We start from the raw sequence: 22,897 nt of genomic DNA, 5'->3' as shown, positions 1-22,897 counted from the left end.
TAGTGTCGCAATGCAATATCCTCTTTGCAGATCTTAGAATCCGTCCTATTGTGCGACGCAGCGTAGTATTTAGCCTTAATCCGGTGCGCAGCGGCGGGAGTAATGACCATGTCGATGAAGAGTTCGTTCACGGGACGCTCGCCCATAAGCGTTATCCACCTTGGGTTGCTTTCTTCTGTCGATCTCATTCTCCGCGGAATGCACTGCTGCGATTTGACGACGAAGCGCCGGGACGAGGGCGTTTTGCCATGAGTTTCGAGCCGATCGGTATTTTTACGGTCACTCTCGGACTGTATTGCCTGTCGCTCGATCAGGCTGCGACGATGAAGGTTTTTGTTGCGTTGACGCTGCTTGGAGCCGCAGCCGCTTTCGTGGTCGGCTCTTCCAGCGTTCAGCCCGCACATCTGTTTCTTCTTTTTGTAGCTCTTTCGATCTTCCGCGGCACCCAGAAAACCACGCCGCTGGCGGATGGGTTGCATTTCGGTCGCCCAGGATTTTGGTTGGGATGCCTGGTTCTTTATGGAGGCCTTTCGGCGTACTTTCTTCCGCGCCTGTTTGCGGATGCAACGATGATCGTTCCCTTGGGTGTGGCCGACCGGCCGCTGACCAGCGGCGTTGTGTCACTCGCTCCAGTCTCCAGCAACCTGACCCAAACCGTTTATCTGATCGCAGACCTCGCTTGCTTCCTGCTGGTGACGGCGATCGGTTCAACGACCCAGGGGTTTCGGGCCATAATCAGCGGCCTCATAGCCTACACGGCTCTCAACATCGTGTTCGCGGCGCTCGACGTTGTCACCGGGGCAATCGGTGCCCAAGACATGCTGCAGTTTATGCGCAATGCGCAGTATGTCTTTCATGACAATGACAAAATCAACGGAATGAAGCGTATCGTTGGCTCTTGGCCAGAAGCTTCCGCGTTTGCCGGCACGACGCTCGGCGCGTTCGGCTTTACGTCCACGCTGTGGCTATGTGGGCGATCCTCCAGGTGGACAGGGGCACTTGCCCTGACGTCTTTTGCGCTGATTATATTGTCGACCTCATCCGGTGGGCTTGTCGCCGCACCCGTCTGCCTTGCCATTTTCTATGTGACGGCTGTGATCCGAAGTGGGACTTCGCATGGGAGCGCCAACAGTAGCGCGGTGGTCATCTTTGCGCCGTTGGTCGCCGTCGCTGTCGGCCTCGCTGTTGTGCTGCAGACCGATATATTCAACTCGATCTACGACTATATCGACATGGCTATCTTAAGCAAATCGACCTCGGCTTCAGGTATGGAGCGCGGTGCGTGGAACACGCACGGAATGCAGAATTTCTTCGATACATATGGCATTGGTGTGGGGCTTGGAACGGCGCGAACCTCGAGCTTCCTGGTAGCAGTGTTGTCGAACGTAGGCATCCCGGGAGCAGTATTCTACCTGCTGTTCATCGCAACGGCGCTTGGCCCTTCGGGTGCAATGGCTAGAAGCTTCACCGCCGATGTTCAGCTTTCGGCACGCAATGGATGCCTTTGTTTGCTTACTGGATCGTTCATCGTTGGGCCGACCGTCGATCTTGGTCTTCTATTTTTCATTCTAGCGGGTCTGGCCGCATCCCGACCGACATCCACTGCCGATGCGCCCGCACCGTTTCTCCAGCTAAGCGAGCAGAACAGGCTCTCCACCCGGTGGGGGACGAGCTAGGTGTATCAGCCAAGTTATCTCATACGAATAACCAGAATGCGTCGTTAGGACGAGGACAGTGCATTTCCGAGACGCCTTGCACGGCGTCGCGGCAACGACCCGCGGGGGACTGACAATGCCAGTGATCGATCTTCAGCCAGGCAACAGCATCGTACCATTGCTTCGATGCGACGTGTGCATTGTCGGATCAGGGCCGGCTGGCGCCACGTTGGCGCGAGAGCTATCGGGGTCAGGGCTAAGCATTGTCCTTCTCGAGAGTGGCGGCACAACACGACAGGCGGAAAATGATGCACTAAACGACATCGACAATGTCGGCCGGCCGCGTGCGAGCGACCAGTGGTCCGTCAGAAATAGAATTCTTGGCGGGAGCTCGCACACGTGGGGGGGGCGATGCGGCCCGTTTGACGCTATCGATTTCGAACATCGAGAGTGGGTTGATCATTCCGGATGGCCGATCGCCATGAAGGAGCTGGACCCCTATTTGGAACGCAGCGCTGTTCATCTCGGACTCGCAGTCGGCACCGGATACAGCAATGATCGCTTTTGGGGAATTTCGGGACGACCAGCACCGAAGGAAGAATTTCGTGCCAACCTGCTGTTGCCATTCTTCTGGCAGTTCAGCAGAGATGATGCGGAAAGCTACCCGTTTGAATACATGCGGTTTGGTCGCCATATCGCCAAGCGGCTTGGTTCCAATGTCACAACTGTCATTGGAGCAACCGCTTTGCGCCTATTGGTCGATGACACGCGCAATAAGGTCGGCGGGCTGGAGTTTGCGACTGGTGACGGACGTACGCATACGCTTGCGGCAGGTTCCGTGGTTCTGTGTGCCGGCGGCATCGAAAATGCTCGTCTTCTGCTTAACTCACATGAGCCCGGTCGTCCGGCACTTGGCAACGATCGCGACCAGGTTGGCCGCTATCTCATGGATCATCTGCGCGGCCCGGCAGCGTTCATTTCCGTGCCAGGTTCCGCTGCCCTGCAGCGCAGGTTCGGACGTTACAACGTTCAAGGTCGATTTTTCCGGGCGGGCCTTAGGCTTAGCCCTGCGGTTCAGCGCGAGGAGCGCCTGCTTAACTGCGCGGCCTGGCTCGGCGAGACCTTGGCGCCGGACGATCCATGGGACGCGATGCGGCGCTTGGCCGCCCGAAAGCCGAAGTTGCCTGACGACCTCGTCGACGTGGCGCGCAATATTCCACTTATGGTGCGCGGCGCGGTCGACTATTTTGTCGCGCGCAATGGGTTGCCACGCAAGTTGCGAGAACTCACTCTCGAATGCATGTGCGAGCAGATGCCCGATGCAGACAGCAGGGTAACGCTCTCGGACCGTCGCGATCGTCATGGCATGCCGCTTCCCAAAATCGACTGGCGCAGCCATCCGGCCGAGGCGCGGACGATGCACCGGATGGCTGAACTGGTCGCCAGCGAATTCTCCCGTCTGAATTTTCCTACTGCAGCGCTTGCCGATTGGGTACGCGATAAGGCACCCATTCCCACAAGTTTCGTCGATGTTGCTCATCCAACCGGCACGACACGCATGTCAAGCGATCCGGCGAACGGTGTCGTCGATGTTGATTGCCAGGTTCATGGGGTCGAGGGACTTTATGTATCCGGTAGCTCCGTCTTTCCCACCGCCGGGCACTGCAACCCGACGCAGATGATTGTCGCGATGGCTATTCGCCTGGCCGATCATGTAAGGGAAAAAGCCCAACGTCCGCTGGTTTTGGAGATGATGGCCCGTGTCGGATAAAATCGTGCTCGTCACAGGCGCCACCGGTCGGATCGGCCGGGTCGTCGTTTCCGATCTGCTACAGCGTGGATATCACGTTAGGGCGGTTACTTCAAAGTCGCCGCCATCAGAAGGCGTTCAGCGGCTCGAATGGCGTCAAGCCGACTTGGCCCGCAACGACGATCTACTTCCGCTGGTGGATGGTTGCGATGCGGTTATCCATCTGGCTGCAGAAATCGGCAAGAAGAGCCGGATGCGGGCGCTCAATGAAGATGCGACCGAGCGGCTCGCGAAGGCGGCGCAGGACGCGCGGGTTGGGGCGTTTTGCTACACGAGTTCAGTTTCCGTCTATGGTTCCGGACGCTCGATCGAGATCTCCGAAGCTTCGCCGGTGCTGTCGATTGATGAGGATAACGCTTCGGAGTATTGGGCGCTCGACTACGTGCGGGAATACGGACGCACGAAGCTTGCAGGCGAACGAGCCATTTCACGCGTTGCCGACCAGATGAGATGCATAATCTTCAGGCCAGCTGTCGTCGTGGATTTGGACCAGATCATCGGCATACGCGACTGGAGCTTGGTAAAGCGGATGCTTGCGTCACATCGACATGCCCATCACATATACGTGTGGGATGTCTCCGACGCACTCATCTGGTCTGTCGAACAGGCATTGGCTGGCCGGGGAACCCCAGGCGACGTCGAGATCTTCAACCTTGCGGAAGACGATCGGCCACAACCACGCCATATCGACTTTATGCGTAAGGCGTTCAGGGCAAGTGGGGACCCGCATTACCGCGTCGTGAGTGCGCCCTCAGCTGTCGACTGGTTGCACGACTTCCTTCGCTTCAGAACGCTCCCGTTGAGGAACCCGCTATGGCGCATGCGGTTTTCCAGCCGGCGGCTGCGGGATGCCGGATACCGATTGAAGTTCGGCATGGCCCAGGCGGAAGAACTCGCCCTTTCCCGACTGGCCGATCAGGCAAAGGCGGGCGCCCAGACGAAAGCGGTTCCGCAAAACAACACGGTCTAGTCCCAGGCCTTTTGATTAGTCAGCGGGGTATTTGGGATTCGCGCCTTGCGGGGTGCGTTTCTCATCGTTATCGACCCGACGGGTATAGAAGGCGTGAAGAAGGACGTGGGTCAAAACGTATCCAGCCTCTAGCATAACCGCGAAGGCGCCTCCCCACAGGACCGCGTGCCACAGTGTGCTTCCACTACTGTAGCTGACGACGGCGTAGATCACCAAAACGGCTATGACCAACAGTGCGAACACAAGCACAGGCACGCGCAAGGCACAGATCGCGCCGATCAGCAGCGAGATAACAAGTGCCCAGCCCATAGGTCGCTCCTGACTCCCAATCCGTGGAACCGCAGGCAGATATAATTCCGCATATGGGATGTCGAGGCAAGTGCAAATTATGACCCGTCGTGTGACAACGGCAACAGCTTAATTGCTGCTGATATCAGCCGGCGCGGCGGCAGTCTTTTCGCGCCGCTCTACCTTGATCATGTCGCCGGGAGTGACCGGGTCGTTATCGTCGACGACGAGTGTTTCCATGCTGCCGTTTACGACCCGATTGACCGTCATCAGGTATGCAAAGGGGTTCTGCTCGTCAGCAAGAGAGGCTATTGCCGACGGTGCGCGAACTTCAAGATTTCTCAATTGGTCTCGTTCCGTCCGAAGCCTTTCAGCGTTGGAGGCAAATCGGTCACGCAATTCCGCCGCCTCGCTTAGCGCGCTGACACGATAGCGGTTTCGTACATCGGCGATATCCTGGTCACCTTTGGCGAGATCCTGCTCGGTTTTCAAGATCGCCAGCGAAACGTCGAGATTTCGGCTCTCTAGTTCGGCCACCGTCTGGTTCGCGCCCAGTTGGCGGGCGGAAATTGTCAAACCCTGGGATATCAGCTTGTTGACCGAGGACAGATCCTTGCTTGCCAGATCAATCTGCTTGGCCAGAGCTACTGTTTTTTCCTTCAGTGCCGCGATCTGGTTGTTGGCGAGAACCTTGGCGCGGCCGAGAGCGTCAATCTCCGTCCTCATCGATTGCTCACGCGTCGCAAACAACGACCGCTCTTCGTCCATCATCTTGGCAAATCGAGGCTCGCTGCCTCTTGAGATCAACTCCTGTGGGAATGAGACCGACGACGCTCCGCTCAAGACCGCATCGACACGTGCCTGCCGCGCAAGGAGCCCGAGCCGCTCTGCTTCCAGTGCCCGCACCTGGCCTTGGCTGGACAATGCGTCCCGTTGCAGACCAATTATGTTGGCATCCGTCGACCCTATTCCGCCGGCCATGCTTAGTGCCTGAACGACGGTAAGGCCTGGACTGAAGTTGTATTTACCAGGATTGGCCACGAGCCCCGTGACAAAGAGGGGACGATAGGACGAGATCTCCACAGAAGCGCTTGGTCGCTTTTGCAGACCGACTTCCGTCTGCAGACGCTGTCCGATGGTCTCGGAGATCTGCTCAAGCGTCTTGCCGGCCACCGATACATTTCCGATGATCGGCAGCGAGAGGTTGCCGGCGGAAGAGACGACGAAGTCGCCGGATAGGGGAGCCCACTCGAATGCTGTCATGGTACTGGGCCGCCACTCGTAGACGCGGATTTTCAGCGTGTCCTGCGGTCCTGGAACGTATTCCTCTGCGGCATGGGCTATTGTTGCGCTTGCAGCTGTGGCGGTCAACGCGATGATGCAAACACCAGCATTGATGGCGCGTCTGATCAAACGGAGATCAAGAAAGCCGCATCCTCTTACGAGGACTCGGGGGAGGGCAGAAAGCGGCATCGTATACTCCTATTTGACAACGGTCCGGTCTGGGCTCAGGCCGACACAGCCAGCTTCACGCCTGTGGCTTGTGCAACATAGCCTCGAAAGCGATCCACAAAGACGTCCCTTCGAAAATCGGCTGCGCGCGACACGGCATCTGCGGGATTGAAATCCAGCCGCTCCATCCGTTCGACCGCGTCGATGAGGGCATCGGTCGTTTGGGTCTCGAAAAAAACGCCCGTCTTGTTGTTTACGACGGTTTCGGTTGCACCCCCTCTACCAAAGGCGATCACAGGCCGGCCGCTTGCCATCGCCTCTACCGGTACGATGCCGAAGTCTTCCTCGCCCGGGAAAATCAGCCCCTTGCAGTGCGCGTAGTGATGTCTGAGAGAATCGAAAGGCTGCGCGCCAAGAACGGTGACCGTTGGCCCGGCAATCTTCTTGAGGTGATCGAGCATTTCGCCGCCGCCAATGACGACCAGCTTTGCCTTCATCCGATTGAACGCCTCGACTGCAAGGTCCGGCCGCTTGTAGCTAACAAGTTCGCCGACCATCAGATAGTAGTCCTCGACCTCACGGCTCGCCACCGGCCTGAAGGCCGCTGTGTCGACGGGAGGATGAATGACATCGGCCTCGCGTCGGTAATAGCTCTTGATCCTTTGAGCGACGGTTGTCGAGTTGGCGACGAAACCGTCCACGCGGTTGGCCGTTGCGACGTCCCATGTTCTCAAATAGTGCGCCATGGGAGGCATCATCATTCGCGTCATCAACCCGGAGCTCTCGTAGTACCTGTTGTACATGTTCCAGATGTAACGCATCGGGGAGTGGCAGTAGCACAGGTGAAGCGCAGGCGAGGTCGGTATAATGCCCTTGGCCGGTCCCGACTCGCTGCTGATAACGAGATCGTACGGAGAAAGGTCGATTTGCTCGAGCGCCATCGGCATCAGCGGAAGATAACGCTTGTACATCCGCTTCGCATAGGGGAGACCGCCGATGAAGGTCGTCTGGATCTTGTGCCGCTTAATCTTGTCGGAAATCGCGGACAAATCGCACACGTGCGTGAATATGTCAGCTGTGGGAAAGATATCGCACAAGGCTTCGATAACCTTCTCGCCACCGCGCATTCCGACCAACCAGTAGTGAATAATTGCTACGCGCACGCCAAGCTCCCCGAGATACATCGATCGAAAACATCGTGGCTTGCATTGCGGGTGTAGTTCTTGCCGAAATATCGATCAATAATTAGACGTTCGGCATTTATATTAGGCACGAAAAACAGTTTTATGAACAGTTAGTGACGTTATTTCCCGCATTGCACCGTTACATAGTGCAGCGCAATAATTTTATTGTCAAACCGTTTAATACTTGTTAACTTTCTTCTGCATGCCACAAGGCATTGTCTGCACGTGCCCACATTCCGAACTATTGCAAGGGAGTACGCAGATGAGTGAAATTGATCTCAGTCGGAACTTCGGCCGGTTCAACAAGGCGCCGCGGCCCGCTCGCAGGACGACATCCCGACGGTCCGATCTTTTTGAAAGCGGAAAACGTTCCGCCATTCTCGATGGCATCAAATATGGCATCGATGCGACAATCGCAGTCGTAGGCCTCGTCGTCTTGGCGCCGATGATTGCGATGTTGGTCGTGGTACTTCTCGTCTTGCAGGGGCAGCCCATCTTTATTGCGCATAGGCGCATCGGCCGGCACGGCATCATGTTTCCCTGCCTGAAGTTCAGGACAATGGTGAAGAATGCAGACGAGGTTCTCCATCGGCACTTGGCGGCAAACCCTTCGCTCAACGCGGAATGGAACGCGACGCGCAAGCTGCGAGACGATCCTCGCGTCACACCGCTAGGTGCGCTTATGCGTAAAAGCAGCATTGACGAAATTCCCCAGCTTCTGAACGTCATACGCGGTCAGATGAGCCTGGTCGGACCAAGGCCGATCGTTGCCGGCGAAGCTGAACTCTATGGCATTCATTATGCTGATTACATCCAGGTTCGTCCGGGTGTAACGGGTCTGTGGCAGGTCAGCGGGCGCAGTGACACCAGTTACAGCGAACGCGTACAGCTCGACGTGCGCTACGTCGCGGAACAGACGGTTCTGGGCGATCTGACAATCATGCTGAAAACCGTTCCGGCGGTCCTTCGCTCGCGCGGCAGCTACTGACATTACACGGCGCGGCACCGCGCCTTTCCACCTTCGTGATTGTTGTTGCAACGTGCTTCACGGCACGTGCGTCAAGCTGCGTGGTCAAGACGCGGATTGATGGTCGCCGGGAGATTGTGCATGAGCGTAACAGACGTCGCGGTCAATGGTCGCTTCCTCACCCAGGAGCTCACGGGTGTCCAGCGTTACGCCCGAAACATCGTCACTGCGATGGACACGCTTGCCGGCGCCGAGCACGCCGTCCTGATCGCGCCGCAGCCTTCCGGCGAACTCCCTTTGCAACGACTACGATCGGAGACACGCGGGCGATTAACCGGTCATGCTTGGGAGCAAGTCGAGTTGCCATTGTTAAGCAGCAACCGCACGCTTTTGAACCTTTGCAACACGGCCCCGGCTTTTAAGGGCGATCAGCTTGTCTGCATCCATGATGCCAACATTTTCGCAGCACCGCAAAGCTACAGCCGGTCGTTTCGCGCGTTGTATCACACGCTTCAACCACTCCTGGTTCGGCGTTCACTTCGCGTCGCCACGGTGTCGCACGCTGCGGCGCGACAGCTGGCCCGATATCTACCGGTTCGCGTGTCAGAGATCGCGGTTCTACCAAACGGACACGAGCATGCGCTTCGTTGGGATCCTTCGCTAGCACGGGCAGCGCCGACATTTCTGGCGACGAGATCGACAATGCGACCGTTCGTTCTGGCGCTTGGGTCGCGCGCGATCCATAAGAACCTTTCTCTTCTGATCGACATTGCGGAAGCCCTCGACGAGATGGGCCTTGATGTCGTCATCGCCGGCGGAGGTGACGGCATATTTGCTCAACAAACCTTGCGGCATCGCAGCAATGTGTACTTCCTCGGACGTGTCTCCGATGATGATTTGGCTTACTTGCTGGACCGTGCCTTGTGTCTAGCGTTTCCTTCCCTAGCGGAAGGCTTTGGGCTTCCGATCGTGGAGGCGATGGCCAGATCCTGTCCTGTCATCTCGTCACACAGTGCGAGCATGCCCGAAGTCTATGGAAAAGCCGCGCTCGCGGCGTCTCCGTTCGAGCCTCGCGAGTGGATCGAGCAGATCAAAGCCCTTGCGTCCTCAGAGCAGCTACGTTGCGATCTCGTGGGTGCTGGTCACGAACAGCGACGTCAGTTTTCATGGGAGACCTCTGCGCGCGGATATGTCGACCTGCTGGACAATCCGAAGGCCGAAATCCGCGCGCACAAGACCGTTGATCCAAGCCTGCCACGTGTAAGCGTCATCTTCGCGACGCGCGGGCGTCCCGATGTCGTGGCCGCTAGCGTTCGTCGATTTCTCGCGACGCAAACCGTGGCGCCCGATAAGATCATTGTCTCCGGTGTAGACGTGGCCGATGCCGGAGACCTCAGCGACCATCCGGACGTGACGATCATCACTGGGCCTCCAGGTCTTGCCGCGCAGCGCAACACGGCTTTGCGGCATGTAGCGCCATATACCGAAATCGTTGCCTTCTTCGATGACGATTTTGTCGCCGATGGAGGCTGGCTTGCGGCTGCGATCCAGACTTTTCGCGACGAACACCAGATTGTCGGCTACACAGGCAACGTCATCGCGGATGGGATCAAGGGACCTGGAATTTCGTTTCAGCAGGCGGTGGACCTGGTCGAGGCAGGACGATCGGACGCAACGTGGCAGGAGCGGTTCAGTCCGTATGGTTGCAACATGGCCTTCCGGTTCAGGGCCATCGGAGATCTCAGGTTCGATGAGCGCTTGGTTCTCTACGGCTGGCTGGAGGATCGCGACTTCGCCGCTGCTCTTGCCAAGCGCGGTGGCCGGCTCGTCAAATCGGGGCGATCCTTCGGCGTTCATATGGGTGTAAAAGGCGGGCGTGTGAGTGGCGACCGGCTTGGCTATTCGCAGGTGATCAACCCGCTTTACATGCTGACCAAAGGCACGATGAGCCTGCCCAAAGTCGTCGGTCAAATCTTCCGCAATACCGCGAGCAATTTTATCGGAGCCTTCTGGCCCGAGCCATTCATTGACCGACGCGGCCGGGTCCGCGGCAATCTGTTGGCTGCATTTGACGCCCTACGAGGGCGCCTTGAGCCGGAACGCGCTGCAGCGATCGAGACACCTCGACCAGCCGCCAAGCCATATGAACGCTAGGAGCAGAACAATGTTCAACAGACCTCGCCCAATTGACGTCACATCGAGGTTCTGGCGGGAAAATGAGGCGCAAGCCAACGTGGCTGGCGATGGGCCAATCGCGCTTTTGCGCGCTCTTATCGAACTTGCCGCCCGCCACAAGGCCACGCTTGCGATTTGCTGCGCGGTCGGCCTGGCCGTTTCCGCGCTCTACGCCTACTCTTTACCACCCACATACCAGGCGACCGCGACACTGCTGCTCGAGCCCCGTCAATCGGTGATTTCTTCGGGGGAATTTGGCGCTCAGCAGACGCTTGATCTCAATCGTGCCGACAGCGAGCTTCAGACCATAAAGTCCGAGCGTCTTCTGTCGGCGGTTTTTGAGAGCCTGAACATGAAAAGCGATCCGGAGCTTGCTGGCAAGCAGCCAGGCTTCATCGCGCGGTTGTTCGACCTACTCGGGCCCAGACCGGCAGATACCGTGGCCGACACCACCGGCACCGCGTCAGGTGCAACCAGTGCCACCGATGAGCTTGACAATGATGCGGACCGGGCAGCCTTTCTGAAGTTCTTTTCACGGCTGAACGCGCGGCGCGTCGGTCAGTCCTTCGTAATCCAGATCGACTATTCCTCTTCCGACCCGAAGCTACCGGCGCGCGTCGCCAATGCGACGATTTCGGGGTACATCTACCAGACCGTGGCATTCAAGGAACAGATTGCTCGCGCGGGCACCGAGGCCCTACAAGGGCGGCTGGATTCGCTTGCTCGGCAGTCCGATGCAGCGCGCGAAGCGATGCACCTCGGCACCCTGCCGGCGATCGCAACTCCTGACGCCGACGCCCGCATTATCGGTGCAGCCTTGCCGCCGCTTGGACCGTCGGCGCCCCGCAGATCACTTATCATGGCGCTTGGCGCCGTTGTCGGACTTTTGTTCGGTTCCGGCGTGGTGGTCCTGCGCATGGCACTTGATCGGCGCGTGCGCAGCGCTAAAGAACTGGCGCACGAAGTCGATCTTCGCTGTTTGGGATCTATCCCTGACGTGCCCGGGGCAGAAGGCGTTCCCTGGCATATTACAAGCCCTCAGCAACAGAAGTACGTCGCCGCAATTCGAGATCTACGTACATCCATTGAAATCGCGTGCACGAGCCTGCGGAACGAAAAAAGCATCGTAATCGCCATTGTTGGTTGGACCCCGGGTGCCGGGGTGTCAACGTTATGTGCCAGTGTCGCGCAGTTGATCAGTCGGGGCGGTCGGCAGGTTACGCTTTTCAAGGCTTCGGATGGCGCCGATCTCCACGCAGTTGAGGACCATGGCCCGGCTCTTTCCTTGGCCGGGGCGGCCTTTGCTGGGCTTATGCCGGAGCAATTGTCGTTTGAGGAAGTCAGTGGCGTTGCGGTGTTGCCAATCCACTCGCGAGACGCCAACGCCAATCTGTTCACCGACTTTCGAAATCCTCGTGTTCGGCGCATATTTGAAGTGGCGCGGTCTCGAGGTGATGTTCTGCTCGACTTGCCGCCGCTGCGCCACTCGATGGATGCGCTTGCCTTGGCAAGCTATGCCGATGCTGTTCTTGTCGTTGCCCGCGCCGGGCACACGACGATCGAGGAGATATCGGAATCGGTTCAGTTGCTGCGCCGTGCAGGAGCAAATGTTATTGGAACGGTGATCAACCGTACGCGTGGATAGGCTAAGGCTAGTGGTTTTCCTGCGGCCGGACGACTGAGACTGTCTCAGGTCACGCGACAGCGAGCGACTGAGCACCCAAATCCATGTCGGGTCATTGTGGCATGCGAACGCTGCTGCATTGCGGTATAGACCGGCGCCATGACGGCACCGATGCCGACCTCCGCCCGAGCCGGGGGGAGGATGGTGTCACCGAGCGACCATCAAAAACGACGGTGAAGGTGCCCGTCGAATGGCGCCAATCCAAACTCGGCCAGGTCGTTGTCTCCGCGCGTCTCCTTGATGTAGGGCATACAGATCGACGCGAGCTCAAAGCAATGCGTCAGGTCAACGCGTTATATGAACTAGCCTTGCGTTTTTGTTGCGCTCGGAAAAATGACCTTTGCGATTGAAGTATGCGGTCGGGAAGTTGATGTCGCCCTTGATCCGACCATCATCCGCCTATGCATGATTTTCGCGCTTCCGTCGCCTCACCTGGAGAACCAGCCAGCATAGAAGACTATGCCAATCAGTCCGATGAAGCGAACGGATCGATAACTGTCGCGCGAGGCTTTCTCGGTCCATAAGCCGGAGCCTCAAGGCCTCGTTCAATCTATTTGCGCACAGTCTTGCGATCAATGCCTGTTTCCCTGGAAATAGCCGACACCGTCAGCCCCTGCTGATGCAGATCCAGGATCATGATCGTCCCCCTCAGCTTGATCACCAATGTCCCCCTTCCGACCATCGGAAGGAGTATCGGCGATGACGCGCCGCTGGTCTTCCGGCGCGCGCCCCGGAAGACCAGCGGCCGCAGCACCTGGGGAAGATGAAACGGCACGAATGGGGAGTATTGCTCCGGTACTGACAACTCTAAGCTGGTCCCGCTTTGATAAGCGCCTCAGGCCGGGTTACTGCCTCGCGCAATTTGGGGTTTGGCAGTGCTTTTTCGCCCCCATTGACGGCGGAGGCCTGCTGAGCAGTACCTTAATATCTGTCGTAGAGCGCCAACCGGCCGCGACCTGCCGCCACCCTAACCCCAAGGAGCAGGAGCCCTGCGGCATAGGTGGCTGCACCGGCGGCTATAGCGATCCCAAGCTCCACGACGTGCGGAAAATTTCTTCCGGCAAGCTCTTCTCGTAAAAGCCACACGGCCACAGCCATGAGAGCCACCGCAACCACCACCTTCCAAATATTGAGGAGTTGGGCTGCAAAGGAAACGTCGAGCAGCCGGCGCGCTTCAGCAAGGTAGAAGGCAAACATGAGCGAGGACAAGGCGATCCTGGCCACGCTGACGCCAGTGACGGAAGCCAGGTAGAAGCCTATCGAGATCAGCAGCACGCGAAAGGTGAGGTCTATAGCGTTCAGCCGAAAGATGATTTGCGGCCGATCCAGCGCGATGCTCACTGACGAGAGTGTCTGAACATAGGGGATTGGCGCAACGGCCAACGCCAGCAGGCTGAGGAGGGGTGCTGCATGCTCCCATTTCGCGCCAAGCAGGATATCGGTCGCGAGATCTGCTGTCAGCGATATGCCCACGCAGGCGGGGGCCGATACCATCATCGCGATGCGCGTGGCCTTCAAAAAGGCCTGCCTTACGCGGACGCGATCGGTATTGATTTGCGAAAAAGCAGCCATGACGGGCTGAAGAGCCGGGCCAATCAGACTTTGCGTTGGGATCACCGCGACATCGCTTGCAACCGCATAGCGACCGAGGGTCGGACGATCTGCCAGCGCTCCCACAAGAAATCGATCGAACTGCCAGTTCAATGCAGAAATCAGCTGTGCCGAGGAAAACCAGCCGATAAAGCCGGCGAAGTCGGGAAGACGCGCGAGCGAGAAGGCGGGACGGTAGGGCGCGAGGACGTAGGACACGATTGTTGATGCAAGCGAGGCGACAACGAAATTGGCGACGATTGCCCAGTACGCTCCACCGGCAAGGACAACGAAGACAGCAACGAGCGCGGCGGTCAACTTGCCCGATGATTCCAGAATGAACGTCTGACGAAATCCCAGCTCCCGTGCGAAGTTCACCATTGCTGGGCTGGCCAGCCCCCTGGATATCGGGCCGAGGCTTAGCACAGCGACAAGCAGCACGAGATGGCTGTCGTGATTGATCCAGGAATAAGGCCACGCGATCGCCAGGACTATCGCTCCGATAACGACACCTCTCATCACGCCTACGGTAAAACCGGTATCAAGGTGGGATTTGTTGATTGTCGGGAGCCGAACGAGGGCCTGCGTTACAGGAACCTCAAGCACCGTATCAACGACCACGACGAGCGATGTGGCGATCGCCGCCAGGCCAAAGTCGCCCGGCGTCAGCACACGGGCGAGGACCAGCAGGGTGAAAAAGTCGATGATGCGTCCGAGAAAGCGGGAAAAGACCAGCCATCCGGCTCCCTTGATCGTCTTTACCGCAAGCATCTCTTACTCCAAGTTCAAGCGCTCGTTCACTGCGCCAGGCTGTAAAGCTGTGATTGTGCGGGGCCATGCAATCTTGAAAGGCCCCCATGCCGGGTAACTTAATCACTGTGCTGAAATCTGACTTGCTGTGGACAGTGTCTTGGCGCGGCTATTTGAGCCGTGCAGACACCTGCCTGATAATGTGGACCATCTCCAGGGCTGGGAGCAACGCGCTCTTGAGCAACGGAAAGTCTCGAACGATCGCACCTTCCCGCCACAGCTGTGACTTGATCTCCGTCAGCTTGTTGGCCAGATTGGGTGCGTTCGATTTCTCGAGAACGTGGACATTGTCGGCACGTCCGAAATCGACGGATCGCGCGCCCACGCCCAGTGCTATAATGTCGAACGCGTCAGGCTTGGTGATTGCCCTCTTAAGTCTCCGCCAAGCGCGGTCTGCATCCGACATGACCCTTGCACCGCTTTCGACACGATCGATGTATTGAAAGACACCCGTAAGCAAGGGGTTGACCTGCGCTGGATCAAGCTGCCCATAGGCGATCGGACCGGCGTTGCTATGAACGGATCCGTCGTCCGACTCGCTAAGATGGCGAACCGAAGGGATTGCTGGTTCGAACAGGCTCTCGATGATCTGCCAGTAACGCAAAATCACCGTCTCGATCCGTAGCGGGTTATAGAGGTCTTCTTCAACGACCAAACCCGTAACGCGCGAGAAGTGATCTTCGCTGAGGCCTTTGTAGTTGCACCGCGCGAACTGGATCGTTTCAAATTTGCGCTGGGGGAGCCCAGCTGCGACGAGACGCTGGGTGCTTCCATAGAGACCGGTGTCACAGAGAATGATGCGTTTGGCATCGCCGGCAATCTGCGCCAGATGGCGCTCGAAGAGCGCGTTCTGCTGCGCGATATCAGCAAGCACGCGGCCGCCTTCGGTGGTCTCCAGCAACCCGTAGAACTGGGCTGGATCAAAGGGTCGTTGCCAGGCGTCGGACAGTCTGTAGGTTGCGCCACCAAGGGCGTCGGCTACCTCGGCAAATGTGTTCTTCTTGAATTCACGTGCCAACTCATCAAGAACTGTGGGGCTTTGCTGGATGAGCGCTGATCGCGCGGCAATCAGGCGTGAAATGAGAATATTCTCACGTCGGATTGCAATCGGGAGATCAAGTTTGGCGACCAGCTTCTCGAAGGCTGCGCGGATGCCGATACCGCCGCGCGCACAAAACAGGAGAGCCGCATCGCCTTTCATCTCCGCCTGTCGGGCGTAGAGCCAGATATAGAAGCAAAACTGCGCGACAACAGGACCGAAGACGTCTCGGCCGAAGCCTTCCCGATCTGCGAGATGTGGCACGCGGGCAGGCTTGATGACGGTATTGCGAACGCCACGGGCTGCTTGTGACCTGGCACCGTCGGCTTGCGTGGCGAGGCGCCTAAGGCGTCCTTTAGGAAGATGCAGCGTGTGGATACCCATGGTTCTTGGGACCGTGCAGTCGGCAAGAAGATCGTCTCCGAGATGCAAAAGACGTGATGCCGCAATGCCTTCCGTCAGGAGGACATGCGAAAAGAGATGACCAAAACGCTTGCTTTCCCCGACCTCGGCGCTCGAGTAGATATCGTCGATCAGACCGGGCCCGTGGAAATGATTGATCAGTTCCGACAGTTGGCGCTTTGGCAGTGCCGTGTCCGAGACTGCAACAATGCGAATGCCGGTCCGGCGATGAAGGCGCAGCACTCGGGCAAGCATCTGGTTTGCCGACAGTGAGCGCTTTTCGATCGCCACCTCGATCGCGATGCGCTTCTCGATGAAGCGCTCCGGCAGGCCGAGAATTGCGAACTGACGTTTGAGGATATCGACAAGCCGAACTTCTCCGGCCCCGCCACCGATATTGAGCGCGCGGTAACCAAAGCGCTCGGCAAGTTGGCGCGTGCGAAACAGATGATCTGGGCTGATGTGAAATCCCTCATCTCGCAGCACTCCTGAAAAGAGCTTCTCGGCTTGTATCAAGCGCGATCTTTGGGATCGAGGCTGCCGCAAGAGGAGGGTGTCGAACACATCTGTCGATATCAAGTCGATACCGTCCAGGGGTGCTTGCAGCAGATGGGCGAGGCTTTGCCGTGGCACCGAATAACCCTTTGCCATCGATCGGCCCCGTTCCTGTCATTGGACAGTACTGTTGCTGTGGATGCGCTGCAACAAGGACTGGATCAGTGAATTCGCAATTGCAAAAATTCTGCAGCATTATTTTAATTCCATCAAGTGCAAAAATTATTTATTTTGCAGTGCAGAATAGTTGCAAAATTTATTTACCTATCTATTCTTTGGTCGTCGTATCGATTGATATAACGACGCTTTTTCAATTGAATTATACTGTATCACTTTCGTGAGTGATAGCAGTTCGGGGGTGAACAATGGATGATGTGAGCCATCAACCCTCACGCATGTCCGCAGTGCAGCATTTTGACGTCATCGTGCTCGGCGCCGGCATTTCAGGCCTGGTTGCCGCGGCGATTTTTTCAGGGGAAGGCAAGCGGGTTGCCGTTGTCGACGAGTACTCCCATGTGGGCGGAAACCACATGGATTGGTCGTCGCGGGCGGGCTACACCTTTGATGTCGGGAGCCTGATATTTCAAGACGATTCTCCATTGCTCCGACACTTTCCCGAGCTCCTTGAACGCTACGTACACATCAAGCCGAGCTGGGGGAGACTAAATCCGCAGGGGAAAATCACGCTTTATCCAATTTCGATACGCGACGACATTCTAGCAGCCGGGCCTCTCGGCGTAGTGCGTATTTTCGCTTCTGTCCTTTATGCGCGCCTGTTTCGCCGCCGCATGGAAAACGCGCGTGACTTCGCACGCTACTGGATCGGCGCTTACTTGCTACACCGATCCGGACTGGGGACTTACATGCAGCGATTCTATGGTATTGCCGCTGAAGAGATCGACCTTGATCTCGCACGAAAACGCATGCTTTGGATCTCCGAATATGCCTCGATCATCAATCTGAGCCGTCGATTTTTGAAACGCAAAAAGGCAAGCGGTCCAAAGAATCGTCAAATGGCGCGGCCACGAGAAGGCTTCGAAGCGCTTTACAGCCTCGCTCGATGCAAGCTCGAAGGTCGTGGTGTGGTGTTCACACTATCGGCTGAGGCCCTCCACCTCAGCCGGGCATCCACGGGCTATGAACTGGTGCACAAGGGAGAAACGCTTGTTGCCGAGCGAGTCGTGTCGACGGTTCCGATTAGCGTTGCCGAACGCATATGCGGCAACGTTCAAACCTCGGGATTGAAGACGATCACACTGATTACGCTCTACTTCAGCTTTTCCGGCGACAAGGGCTTTTCCCAGGCGATCATCTACAATTTCTCACACGAGGGTGCATGGAAGCGTTTGACGGTCTACTCAGACTTTTACGGTCGCGTCGATGGTCGTGAGTATTTTGCAGTCGAGGTCATCGCCGGCCAAGTCGATTCGTGCGAAGAGGCCGAAGCAGATTTTCGCCGGCACGCCAATGCCAATCGACTGTTCCTCGGCGATCTCAAGCTCGAAGGAAGCCATACGCTCGCCAACGCCTATCCGATCTACGCTAAAGGTGCCGCGCAGGACGCTGCCCGGGCGATCTCGAGATTGAAAGCCTTCGGCGTGGAATCGATCGGCCGCCAGGGCGGCTTCAACTATCAGCCGACGGCCCGGGTCTCGACGTTGGACGTTGAAAATGCCGTCTCATCGCAATGAGATTGCTACGATCAACGGAGATCGGATCAGGGTCTCAGTAGAGTGTCACACGAGGTCGACCATGCGGATTTTACATGTTCTCAATCACACGCGGCGCCAGAACGGGCATGTCCATGCCGCAGTCGACCTCGCATGTGCGCAAGTAAAGCTTGGGCATGAGGTCTTCATGGCGAGCGAGGGTGGCGACTTTGACAGCCTGCTAAAGGCAAACGGTGTCAAGACAATCTACATCCCACATCAGCGGAAAATTCCGCATCTTTTAAGGGCGCTTTTTGGTTTGCATCGTGCGATTGGCAGATATGACGTCGATGTTGTCCACGCGCATATGATGACAAGCGCAGTGATCGCGTTCCCGATCTGCAAGTTGCGGGGTGTTCCGCTGATTACCACTGTTCACAATGAGTTCGAGAAAAGCGCAACGCTGATGGGACTTGGCACCCGCGTCATTGCTGTTAGCGACGTCGTTGGCGCCTCGATGCAACGACGAGGTGTGCGTCCCTCAAAGTTGAAGGTCGTGCTAAACGGCACAATCGGATCGAGCCGGTCGACGGGCCGCAGCGAGGAGCCGAAACCACTGCGCTCCCCAAGCATCCTATTCGTTGGTGGCCTCCACCCGCGCAAGGGCCTACCCGATCTTCTCGATGCTTTTGAAGTCGTCCACAAATCGTACTCGGATGCCCGCCTTTACATCGTTGGCGACGGCCCGCTACGCGAGGAATACAAAGCCAGAGCCGCGGCGTTGGACAGTGCGCGCGACATCACGTTCGTTGGCTCGACCACCGATCCCTATCCCTACATGCTGGGCGCCGACATCTTCGTTTTGCCGTCGCACGCCGATCCGGCCCCTCTCGTCCTGTCGGAAGCGCGCGAGGCCGGCTGCGCTGTCGTCGGTTCGTCTGTCGATGGAATTCCACAGCTGTTGGAACATGGCAAAGCCGGTCTTCTGGTACCACCGCGTGATCCGGCCGCCCTTGCCGACATGCTTCGACATTTGTTGGAAGCTCCCAGTCGCCTGTCCGAATGGCGCCAGAAAAGCCAGTTCAGAATAGAGCATCTGACGATTGAACGTGTCGCCAGGGAAACACTTGAGGTCTATAACGAGGCAAGGGCGCCCTCGGCGGCCTCCCCAGCGATGGCAAGCTAACCGTAGGTTGAAGTCAAGCGAGCGAAAAGACGTGCTTGAGGCGCGAGCGCATCCGACGCGCGCGGGAAGGATCGATTCTGACGGCGGCCAGGCGCTTCGCCAGAACATTTGGAAGTGCGAACAGTCCAACTGCGAATAGGCATAGTGCAACCCGCTTCATGCCAGAATTTTCGCGCACGACCGCGCCGATATGCGCCGAGATCTGCCCAACGCTGGGTCTTTTCCCATCGACGACCAGACTCATCGTGTTCAATTCCGTGACGTAGGCATAGTCGTTACGCACGTTGACTTTGGCGGCCGTGGCGCTCCTTGCTTCCACGAGCTCGGCCAGATGGTGGAGGCGACCCATAAAACGCTCGACATATGCTTTCATGCGTTTGGAACTGATGTCGGAAAAGGACGAGAGGTTAGCGTTGTGGATTCTGTATCGGCCAAGCGGATGGTCGATGGAGATGACTTCTCCGACGAAGGGCGCCAGAAGATAGGGTACCCCGTCGATCGCCCGCTCATACGTCATCTCGCCCAACCCGTCATAGACATCCCGACGATAGACGTTTCCGGATGTCGGCGGCGTATTGTAGTGACCCTTTTGTCGAATGGACTGGATAAGTTGCTGGGAGTTGGCCGATCTACGCAGTTCAGGAAACGGATTGCCAATGGCCTTCCCGTCTTTGTCGACGGGCAGTAGCATGAACTGAATCTTGGAGACGTCAGATCGTAGATAGGGTTCTAGTTCCGTCAGTGCGCCTTCGCACAAAGCATCATCGGCATCAAGGAAATAGATGAAGGCGCCATGCGATCGTGACAAGCCACTTCTACACGCCTTAAGCGGGCCACTGTTTTCGCCTCGAATGGCGGTGATCCGGTCACCATATTTCTGGATCTTACTCCAAGAGCCGTCGGTCGACCCGTCATCAACAACAATTACTTCTAGATTATCATAGTCCTGAGAGAGAACACTTTGAATGCATTCATCGATGTACGTTTCGTAGTTATAGCAAGTAATGATGACGCTTAGCAGGGGCTGAGACTTTAACATCTTGCAAACCTTCTCCGCACAGATTATGTTGCAAAGCAGCATAACAAGTGCAGTGCAAGACGTCTAGAAAATAACGCCTCAGCCACGGCATCTTTATTGAGATAGTATTGTCTATAAAACTGTCACATCCGAGTAATGCCGAGGCTGCATTATAACCATCATCGTCGGTCTTTGGCACGGCGTTCAACGCCGCCGCCGAGGTGGCGACGATCACAGCAAGTGCCTGCCGAACGTTGAGATGGTCTCGGCGACAACTGTCGAGTGAAAACCCTTTGTGAAAGCCATCTGCCTGTGCCGGCGGCTCGTGTTTAGCCAAGTATTGGCCCGGAGGACGAATGAACATTCAGGTTGGGTCAAGCGTGCGCGATAAACCGAAGCGCCGCCTTAAAATCCTTTATATCCAGCCTGGAACGAGCGCGTTTGCCGGCATAGAGCGGGTGGTCGATGCCGTCTGCGCGATGCTGGCGGACCGATATCCGGATGATTTCGAGGTTGATGTCCTTTACACATCAGTCCATAAAAACCGCCCCACCGAAGCACGCGGCTATCGCAGTATCGACCGGGTCGCGCGTAGCAGGATCGAATTGATCCGGACATTCAGGAGCGTCATCAAGGCGACAGATTACAGCCTCGTCGTTGTCCCGCAAATCGAGCCGACCGTCATGTGCATGGCGGCTTGCCTAGGCCTGAAGCGCCGGTTTGCCGTGCATCTGCACGGGAATCCGAAGCGCGAGGCGGCCCATTTCAAGGCAAAGGTGCTGTTCTTTTTGATGCGGACCTATTTCCTGTCTCGAGTGTCATATGTTTTTGGCACCTCTCCGAGGCAGTTGGAGTCTTTCAAGGAGATGTTCAACAGCAAAACACCACAAGTGTGGGTGCCTAATCCGGTGCGGTCTTTTGATCTTGACAATGGATCAGCTTCCGACCAGTCGTCCGACGTGGTCACATTCGTCAATGTGGGGCGTTTTGCCTTTCAAAAGGGCCAGGACATTCTCCTCCATGCGTTCTCGAGGCTCGTCAAGGTTCGTCCAAACGTCAGACTGAAGGTCGTCGGATACGGCAGCGAGGAAGCCAGTCTGCGCGCTGAGATCTCAAAGCTCGGGTTGGATGAGGTTGTCCGTATCGAGCACTATCCTAGCAGCCCTGAGCCCGCTCTTGCGACAAGCGATGTTTACGTCTCGACATCGCGATGGGAGGGCTGGTCGCTTGCTATATGCGAGGCATTGCGTTTCGGCTTGCCGGTCGTATCCACGGACTGCGACTTTGGGCCTAGCGATATCCTAGTGGACAGTCGTCTTGGCCGGCTCGTCGCGTTGGATGGTGGCGCGACGTTGGTCGAGGCAATGATCTATTACTGCGACAACATAGCGAGCGAAAAGGCGCATTCTGATTTCCGGAAAGCCTTCATCGAAAGATACAGCCCGGAACGCGTGGTTGAAATTCACGCGCAGGCGCTTCGTTCGGCTGTCCAGGAGCTTGCATAGAAACAACCGTTGGAACGGGGCGCGCACATGATGCAACTATTCGATCGACGTCGGTTTCTTCAAGGTGCATCCACCTTGCTAGCGATGCCGTGTGGAGGCTTTTCATCCGAAGCGGCAACGACAAATGACCCGACGGCATCCAGGAACATCGTGTTCGAGGATCGATTCAATTCGCTCGACTGGTCAATCTGGAACGCCGGGCCGAAAGCAACCACAGACGGCACCGGATTCTATGGCCGCTCGGCCTTTGCGACCCGACACGGAGAGGAAGGGTTCAATCCATATTCGATTGTCGATGACGATGCTGCCGAAGACGGCAAGGCACTGCAGATAGCCGCCAAATACATTGGCCGTCCGATGGACGTGCGCAAGTATTATGGGAACTCTCTGCCCGAATTTCAGTGGATTTCCGGAAGCCTCCAATCCGCACGCAAGGATGGGGTGGTTCTAAAAGGCTGGCGGAAGGGTTACTTCGAGGCCCGAATGTTGTTTCCGCGTCATCCCCTAACCTGGCCGGCATTCTGGTTGCTGAACGGTCGCAGTATCCTGGAGCCCAAAACCAGTATTGAGCTCGATGTCGTGGAGCACAAGGGATGGGAGCCGACTGTTTATGGGACATATCTTCATGAATGGGGAGGCCCGGACGCAAGTAGCAGAAGCACGGGCGTTGAGACGTCAGTCGACATGACGGCGGGCTATTGCCTCTACGGCATGCTCGTCGATGACACACGGTGCGTCCCGTACTTCAATCGCAAACCAGTGGTGGATACTAAGACGGGGCAAGTTGCGAACTGGCCGATCACACGGTCCGAACGGCTGGACGATGAGTTTGACGTGTTCTGGCCCCTTTTGACGCTTGCGTTGAGAACCGACGTGCCGTTTCCACAACCTTTGCGGGACGAGGATAAGTTGACGCATATGCGCGTGGACTATTTTAGGGTCTATACCTGAGGGCAGA

At 57.1% G+C, this 22,897-nt stretch carries 16 protein-coding genes and 1 pseudogene; 10 read left to right on the top strand and 7 right to left on the bottom strand.

Annotated features, from left to right (window positions below; all coding sequences use genetic code 11):
- Positions 1-2 precede the first annotated feature (2 nt).
- The 3 genes from P3R82_RS08230 to P3R82_RS08220 all read left to right on the top strand — a co-directional run bounded on the left by P3R82_RS08230 (position 3) and on the right by P3R82_RS08220 (position 4,435).
- The gene (locus P3R82_RS08230) at positions 3-1,676 is read left to right on the top strand and encodes a hypothetical protein (protein WP_349294049.1); all 1,674 of its coding nucleotides are present in this window, start codon (positions 3-5) and stop codon (positions 1,674-1,676) included.
- A 115-nt stretch (positions 1,677-1,791) separates the two neighbouring features.
- On the top strand, positions 1,792-3,426 hold the full coding sequence (locus tag P3R82_RS08225; protein ID WP_112436871.1) for a GMC family oxidoreductase: 1,635 nt from the start codon (positions 1,792-1,794) through the stop codon (positions 3,424-3,426).
- Positions 3,416-4,435 (top strand): NAD-dependent epimerase/dehydratase family protein, encoded by a 1,020-nt coding sequence (locus P3R82_RS08220; protein ID WP_112436872.1) that lies wholly within the window; start codon positions 3,416-3,418, stop codon positions 4,433-4,435. The genes P3R82_RS08225 and P3R82_RS08220 overlap by 11 nt, the downstream gene beginning before the upstream one ends.
- 15 nt (positions 4,436-4,450) lie before the next feature.
- Here the strand turns inward: P3R82_RS08220 and P3R82_RS08215 are convergent, their stop codons facing one another.
- The 3 genes from P3R82_RS08215 to P3R82_RS08205 all read right to left on the bottom strand — a co-directional run bounded on the left by P3R82_RS08215 (position 4,451) and on the right by P3R82_RS08205 (position 7,302).
- Positions 4,451-4,744 carry a hypothetical protein gene (locus P3R82_RS08215; RefSeq protein WP_112436873.1) on the bottom strand — a complete coding sequence of 98 codons (294 nt, stop codon included), beginning with the start codon at positions 4,742-4,744 and terminating at the stop codon, positions 4,451-4,453.
- 108 nt (positions 4,745-4,852) lie between these two features.
- Positions 4,853-6,196 (bottom strand): polysaccharide biosynthesis/export family protein, encoded by a 1,344-nt coding sequence (locus tag P3R82_RS08210; RefSeq protein WP_112436874.1) that lies wholly within the window; start codon positions 6,194-6,196, stop codon positions 4,853-4,855.
- A gap of 35 nt (positions 6,197-6,231) precedes the next feature.
- Positions 6,232-7,302 carry a glycosyltransferase gene (locus P3R82_RS08205; RefSeq protein WP_112436875.1) on the bottom strand — a complete coding sequence of 357 codons (1,071 nt, stop codon included), beginning with the start codon at positions 7,300-7,302 and terminating at the stop codon, positions 6,232-6,234.
- 319 nt (positions 7,303-7,621) lie between these two features.
- Between P3R82_RS08205 and P3R82_RS08200 the strand changes: the two genes are divergently transcribed.
- The 3 genes from P3R82_RS08200 (at position 7,622) to P3R82_RS08190 (ending at position 12,146) form a co-directional block, all read left to right on the top strand.
- A complete protein-coding gene (locus P3R82_RS08200) occupies positions 7,622-8,347 on the top strand; it encodes a sugar transferase (protein ID WP_112436876.1) in 726 nt (241 codons plus the stop codon).
- A 120-nt stretch (positions 8,348-8,467) separates the two neighbouring features.
- Complete coding sequence (locus P3R82_RS08195) at positions 8,468-10,480, top strand: glycosyltransferase (RefSeq protein ID WP_112436877.1); 2,013 nt, start codon at positions 8,468-8,470, stop codon at positions 10,478-10,480.
- 10 nt (positions 10,481-10,490) lie between these two features.
- On the top strand, positions 10,491-12,146 hold the full coding sequence (locus tag P3R82_RS08190; protein ID WP_112436878.1) for a Wzz/FepE/Etk N-terminal domain-containing protein: 1,656 nt from the start codon (positions 10,491-10,493) through the stop codon (positions 12,144-12,146).
- A gap of 592 nt (positions 12,147-12,738) precedes the next feature.
- Here P3R82_RS08190 and P3R82_RS30265 read toward each other — a convergent pair.
- The 3 genes and pseudogenes from P3R82_RS30265 to P3R82_RS08175 form a co-directional block, all read right to left on the bottom strand.
- Positions 12,739-12,867 (bottom strand): annotated as a pseudogene (locus P3R82_RS30265) (helix-turn-helix domain-containing protein); the annotation flags it as partial.
- Positions 12,868-13,106: 239 nt separating this feature from the next.
- Positions 13,107-14,546 carry an oligosaccharide flippase family protein gene (locus P3R82_RS08180; RefSeq protein ID WP_112436879.1) on the bottom strand — a complete coding sequence of 480 codons (1,440 nt, stop codon included), beginning with the start codon at positions 14,544-14,546 and terminating at the stop codon, positions 13,107-13,109.
- Between the two features lie 148 nt (positions 14,547-14,694).
- A complete protein-coding gene (locus P3R82_RS08175) occupies positions 14,695-16,677 on the bottom strand; it encodes a hydrolase (RefSeq protein ID WP_283193665.1) in 1,983 nt (660 codons plus the stop codon).
- 269 nt (positions 16,678-16,946) lie between these two features.
- On the opposite strand from P3R82_RS08175, the gene P3R82_RS08170 reads away from it, so the two are divergent.
- Together P3R82_RS08170 and P3R82_RS08165 are read left to right on the top strand one after the other, a co-directional pair.
- Positions 16,947-18,272 (top strand): NAD(P)-binding protein, encoded by a 1,326-nt coding sequence (locus tag P3R82_RS08170; protein WP_112436880.1) that lies wholly within the window; start codon positions 16,947-16,949, stop codon positions 18,270-18,272.
- A 61-nt stretch (positions 18,273-18,333) separates the two neighbouring features.
- On the top strand, positions 18,334-19,416 hold the full coding sequence (locus tag P3R82_RS08165; RefSeq protein ID WP_283193664.1) for a glycosyltransferase family 4 protein: 1,083 nt from the start codon (positions 18,334-18,336) through the stop codon (positions 19,414-19,416).
- A gap of 13 nt (positions 19,417-19,429) precedes the next feature.
- On the opposite strand, the gene P3R82_RS08160 is transcribed toward P3R82_RS08165, so the two are convergent.
- Complete coding sequence (locus tag P3R82_RS08160; RefSeq protein WP_113177167.1) at positions 19,430-20,455, bottom strand: glycosyltransferase family 2 protein; 1,026 nt, start codon at positions 20,453-20,455, stop codon at positions 19,430-19,432.
- A gap of 335 nt (positions 20,456-20,790) precedes the next feature.
- On the opposite strand from P3R82_RS08160, the gene P3R82_RS08155 reads away from it, so the two are divergent.
- Both P3R82_RS08155 and P3R82_RS08150 read left to right on the top strand, forming a co-directional pair.
- Positions 20,791-21,939, top strand: coding sequence for a glycosyltransferase (locus tag P3R82_RS08155; RefSeq protein WP_112436883.1), 1,149 nt, complete (start codon positions 20,791-20,793; stop codon positions 21,937-21,939).
- Between the two features lie 27 nt (positions 21,940-21,966).
- Positions 21,967-22,890: a family 16 glycosylhydrolase gene (locus P3R82_RS08150; protein WP_112436884.1), complete on the top strand. Its 924-nt coding sequence runs from the start codon at positions 21,967-21,969 to the stop codon at positions 22,888-22,890.
- The last annotated feature ends 7 nt before the right edge of the window (positions 22,891-22,897 follow it).

The organism is Rhizobium sp. AN80A (assembly GCF_030053015.1).
GTDB lineage: Bacteria > Pseudomonadota > Alphaproteobacteria > Rhizobiales > Rhizobiaceae > Rhizobium > Rhizobium metallidurans.
This window is presented reverse-complemented; position numbering and strand designations above follow the sequence as displayed.

Coding starts and splice junctions, on each gene's coding strand:
- P3R82_RS08225 (WP_112436871.1), top strand. CDS start 1,792: ATGCCAGTGATCGATCTTCAGCCAGGCAACAGCATCGTACCATTGCTT.
- P3R82_RS08215 (WP_112436873.1), bottom strand. CDS start 4,744: ATGGGCTGGGCACTTGTTATCTCGCTGCTGATCGGCGCGATCTGTGCC.
- P3R82_RS08210 (WP_112436874.1), bottom strand. CDS start 6,196: ATGCCGCTTTCTGCCCTCCCCCGAGTCCTCGTAAGAGGATGCGGCTTT.
- P3R82_RS08205 (WP_112436875.1), bottom strand. CDS start 7,302: ATGCGCGGTGGCGAGAAGGTTATCGAAGCCTTGTGCGATATCTTTCCC.
- P3R82_RS08200 (WP_112436876.1), top strand. CDS start 7,622: ATGAGTGAAATTGATCTCAGTCGGAACTTCGGCCGGTTCAACAAGGCG.
- P3R82_RS08195 (WP_112436877.1), top strand. CDS start 8,468: ATGAGCGTAACAGACGTCGCGGTCAATGGTCGCTTCCTCACCCAGGAG.
- P3R82_RS08190 (WP_112436878.1), top strand. CDS start 10,491: ATGTTCAACAGACCTCGCCCAATTGACGTCACATCGAGGTTCTGGCGG.
- P3R82_RS08180 (WP_112436879.1), bottom strand. CDS start 14,546: ATGCTTGCGGTAAAGACGATCAAGGGAGCCGGATGGCTGGTCTTTTCC.
- P3R82_RS08175 (WP_283193665.1), bottom strand. CDS start 16,677: ATGGCAAAGGGTTATTCGGTGCCACGGCAAAGCCTCGCCCATCTGCTG.
- P3R82_RS08170 (WP_112436880.1), top strand. CDS start 16,947: ATGGATGATGTGAGCCATCAACCCTCACGCATGTCCGCAGTGCAGCAT.
- P3R82_RS08165 (WP_283193664.1), top strand. CDS start 18,334: ATGCGGATTTTACATGTTCTCAATCACACGCGGCGCCAGAACGGGCAT.
- P3R82_RS08160 (WP_113177167.1), bottom strand. CDS start 20,455: ATGTTAAAGTCTCAGCCCCTGCTAAGCGTCATCATTACTTGCTATAAC.
- P3R82_RS08155 (WP_112436883.1), top strand. CDS start 20,791: ATGAACATTCAGGTTGGGTCAAGCGTGCGCGATAAACCGAAGCGCCGC.
- P3R82_RS08150 (WP_112436884.1), top strand. CDS start 21,967: ATGATGCAACTATTCGATCGACGTCGGTTTCTTCAAGGTGCATCCACC.